Genomic DNA, 3499 nt, shown 5'->3' on the forward strand with positions numbered 1-3499 from the left:
GTTGCGGGCAGGGGCACGTCTTGACGAAGCATGAAAGACACATCGGGGTCGTCGTCGTCCCCAAATACAAGATGGCGTTCCCGACCGCCCATCTGGATCAGTTCGTGCGGTGTTCCGAAGGTCTGTTCGGACGCGCGTGGCATCCGGGTTAGACAACCGGCCAGGGCGAGTGTGCCGGCGCTTGCCGTTCCGGCAAGGAACTGTCGCCGTCCGAGTCCGCCTGAATCGGTTTCTGGAGTTGCCTTAGTGGTCATGGTGAGCTATCGCTCTCAACTGAAGAGAGAGTAGATGCAGCATATACGACGAGCAGAAATATAAAGATAGGTTGACATTCCATCGCACTGCTCCTTGCTATTAGCACAGATATATAGCCAGGTCACCAGCAAGGGCCCATCTCTGTGATTGGTCGTTGTGGCGGTTCTTAACCGGAATAACCGATAGCGTCGTGATAGATGTAGCCTCTATAGCTTGTATGCGACAGTCTTGCAGATTCGATACCTGTCAGAAGTCACCTTGCAAGATACACAGTGCTTATTCAGCATTCGTTGGCTACGGTTAGTTCGGCTCTGGCACCTGGCTGTCGGGAAACTGTTCAGCGAGATTTTTCGTTCCGATCGTTACGGTCCAGTCGGTTGGATCGTTGTGTTCACCCTTCTGGATGGCACGAATACGGACACCAGAGTCGGTCGGATTCACTTGGATGCCGTCTCCGAACTGTAAGCGGTTGAATCGCTCCCGTGAAACGTCGAGGTGTCCGAAGTCGCTCTCCAACAACGACAGATTGGCCGTTTCGACACTCGACAGACCGACCAGAAATCTCACGCCAGTAAAACGCTCTTGGAGCGCTCGAAACGTCTCGTCAGAAACCGCCACGTCGGTTGCAGTCCGCACGATATCGGGATACTCCTCCGGTTCCCAGCCGAAGATTCGACTCTGACCATCCGACCACAACCAACAGAGGTCCGCGACGTATCCCTGCACGCGGTCGGTTGCCCACTGGACCTTGATACCTTTGTACGAAAGGAACGCGGGTTCTGATCGAGACAGGACATCCAGACAGCCACTTGTCGAACCGAGACCGGCGAGTCCAAGGGTAGAAATAATGAACATTCTCCGGGAGGGGTTCATGATCTGTTGTCCTACTGTTTGGAGGTGAGAGAGAATGAGCATTCCGGGTCAACCCGAAACGAAGGGGCATAACTGAACCGGTACCTCGAATGACGGGGCCGATCTGCTGAACTCACGCTCTGTATCTCGTACCTCACTACTGACAAAAACTGGGGAGATCTCGTAGGCGCTGCTGAACACACAGCGCATAGTCAGAAGGTGAGTCGAAGCACGACGGTTTGCAGCGGTGAACGTCATGTGTCACATCGTCGGGCGGGGCCCGTCGATAGCACCACCGGCCTCTCTCCAAGCGTTGAAGCCACCTTCGATGTTTGCAACCCGGGTCAGTCCCATCTCTTTGGCACGCTGTGCGGCGAGTAATGATCGGCTCCCGATTGCACAAACGAAGACAAACTCGGAGTCGTCACCGAATTCGCTGATAAAGTAGGGACTCTCGGGATCGATGTGGAATTCCAGCATCCCTCTCGGTGCGTGCACCGCGCCCGGTATCTCGCCGTGTTCGAGAGATTCAGACGTGTCGCGAACGTCGACGAACGTAACGCCATCATCACCGAACCGTTTTATACCATCCGCTGTCGAATACGTTTTGACCTCCTCGGCTGCTTCGCTAATCAGTTGCTTGTAGCCCTTGCTGATTCCGGTTGATTTGTGCTCTTTATTTATAATCAATCATTATGTATTGGGGTTAAGAGGTATTAACTGTATCAGTACGTCAGATCTCCGTCTATCAAAGGCGGCTCAGTCGTTTAGGATAGCAGACACGAGCGGCCGACGAAGGGATATCTCGGCGCCACACGTAGAGGTACATATGGAACCGAATCCTAAGACTGTTGTTGAACGGATCATTGTGGCGCAGAACGACCACGATCTGGAGGGAATGTTGGAGTGGTTTGCACCAGACTACCGGACGGAGACGCCTGTACACCCGGAACGAAACTTCACCGGCAGTGATCAGGTACGCGAGACTTGGGAGACGGTCTTCCGAACGACACCAGATTTCAAAGTAGATGTTCTGAATCTCGTTGAGCACGGAGATACCGTCTGGACCGAGCTTCGGCACTCGGGAACACAGATTAACGGAACGCGAATCGACAAGCGGGGAGTCATCATCTTCGGTGTCGAGGACGGCCTGTTGGTTCGCGGACGGGTCTACCTTGAGCAGTCAGAATCGGGGGACCAGACGTGGCAGGAACTCTACGAGGTCACGAGCGAAAACAGCACGAACTGAACGTACCACAGAATGTACTTGAAAATTGGTAGCGCCACCTGCAGCCAGTTCGCGTCGATTATCGGTTTGAGCAATTTAGGGCGCGTATCTTACAGATGTCCCTGTCACTCCCAAACTTTGTTACTAATTACCAATATAGAGTTGTGTATTGGGCGGCCACTCCCGTGATTGGACGAGTGACAGCCTGTCTGGTGTACTCGGCGGTTCCCGGGGGCGGTCGGAGGAGCCACCAGCCATGACCGACACACCATCGGACTACCGACCGGACGTATCGAACGCCGACCAAGCCTCGGTCACCTCGACCTACAAGGACCGGGCGAGTCGAGGAGCACGACCGAGGATCGATGGCGACCGACCGACGCGCTCCGCACCCGCGCGGGGCAGACACCATCGCGTCGCCATCAGGAGGACCGATCAATGGCGACAATAAAAGGGACAGTCACCGACGCCAGCGGGACCGGCATCCAAGACGCCACCGTCACCATCACCGAATCCGGATCCGACACGCTCGAAGGCGAAACGACGACCGACGCGAGCGGCGAGTACAGCGCCAACGTGGCAGCCGACACCTACGACGTGCGAGCGAGCAAGTTCGGCTACGAGCCGGTCGAGAAACCCAGTCTCGTCGTCAACTCCGGAGCCACTGTGACCGTAGACCTGTCGACGAGTCGTGTCGAGTACAAGATCCGCGGGCAGTTCACCAACACCTACGGTATCGGCGTCTTGGGGCGTAACACCGCCGCCAGCGGCCTGCCCATCGGCGTGCTGGGGGCCGCCCCGAACGCCAGCGACGGCTACGGACTGGCGACGCCCGACGACACCCTCGTCGAAGGCGACCTTGACGCTACCAGCGGCCACACGTTAACCGTCGCTGGGGACCGAGTTATGCGGCTGGCACCGGCGGGAACGGACACGAACGACAGCGGCGTCACCTACGGTATCGGTGGCAGCGTGGTCGGCGGGTACGTCGGTAACGACGTGAACGGGTCACTCGGGGCGATGATCGGCGGGGGCGGCGGGGCCACGACGAAGGAGTGGTCGGGAGGGGTGCTGGCGGGGCCCAACGAGGGGCCCGACCGCTTCGGCACGGGCGGAGGGGGGTCGACCAAACGGGCCGTCAACGCCGAATCGGGCGCCGAAGAC

General features: G+C 57.5%; 5 protein-coding genes. 2 read left to right on the forward strand and 3 right to left on the reverse strand.

Annotated features, from left to right (window positions below):
• The 3 genes from DJ74_RS19440 to DJ74_RS14395 form a co-directional block, all read right to left on the reverse strand.
• Nucleotides 1-254, reverse strand: a 254-nt coding sequence (locus DJ74_RS19440; RefSeq protein WP_217900336.1) for a hypothetical protein, incomplete at its 3' end; no start/stop codon positions are given.
• Nucleotides 255-555: 301 nt separating this feature from the next.
• Nucleotides 556-1170, reverse strand: coding sequence for a hypothetical protein (locus DJ74_RS14390; RefSeq protein WP_094527687.1), 615 nt, complete (start codon nt 1168-1170; stop codon nt 556-558).
• 198 nt (nt 1171-1368) lie between these two features.
• Nucleotides 1369-1797 carry a rhodanese-like domain-containing protein gene (locus DJ74_RS14395; protein ID WP_217900337.1) on the reverse strand — a complete coding sequence of 143 codons (429 nt, stop codon included), beginning with the start codon at nt 1795-1797 and terminating at the stop codon, nt 1369-1371.
• A 139-nt stretch (nt 1798-1936) separates the two neighbouring features.
• Here DJ74_RS14395 and DJ74_RS14400 point away from each other — a divergent pair, with 139 nt between their 5' ends.
• Entirely contained in the window at nt 1937-2356 is a 420-nt protein-coding gene (locus DJ74_RS14400; protein WP_094527688.1) for a nuclear transport factor 2 family protein, read from the forward strand.
• 417 nt (nt 2357-2773) lie between these two features.
• Nucleotides 2774-3499: carboxypeptidase-like regulatory domain-containing protein (locus DJ74_RS14405; protein ID WP_141212719.1), on the forward strand; the 726-nt coding region annotated here is incomplete at its 3' end.

It is taken from the genome of Halorubrum sp. Ea8 (assembly GCF_002252925.1).
Taxonomy (GTDB): Archaea; Halobacteriota; Halobacteria; order Halobacteriales; family Haloferacaceae; genus Halorubrum.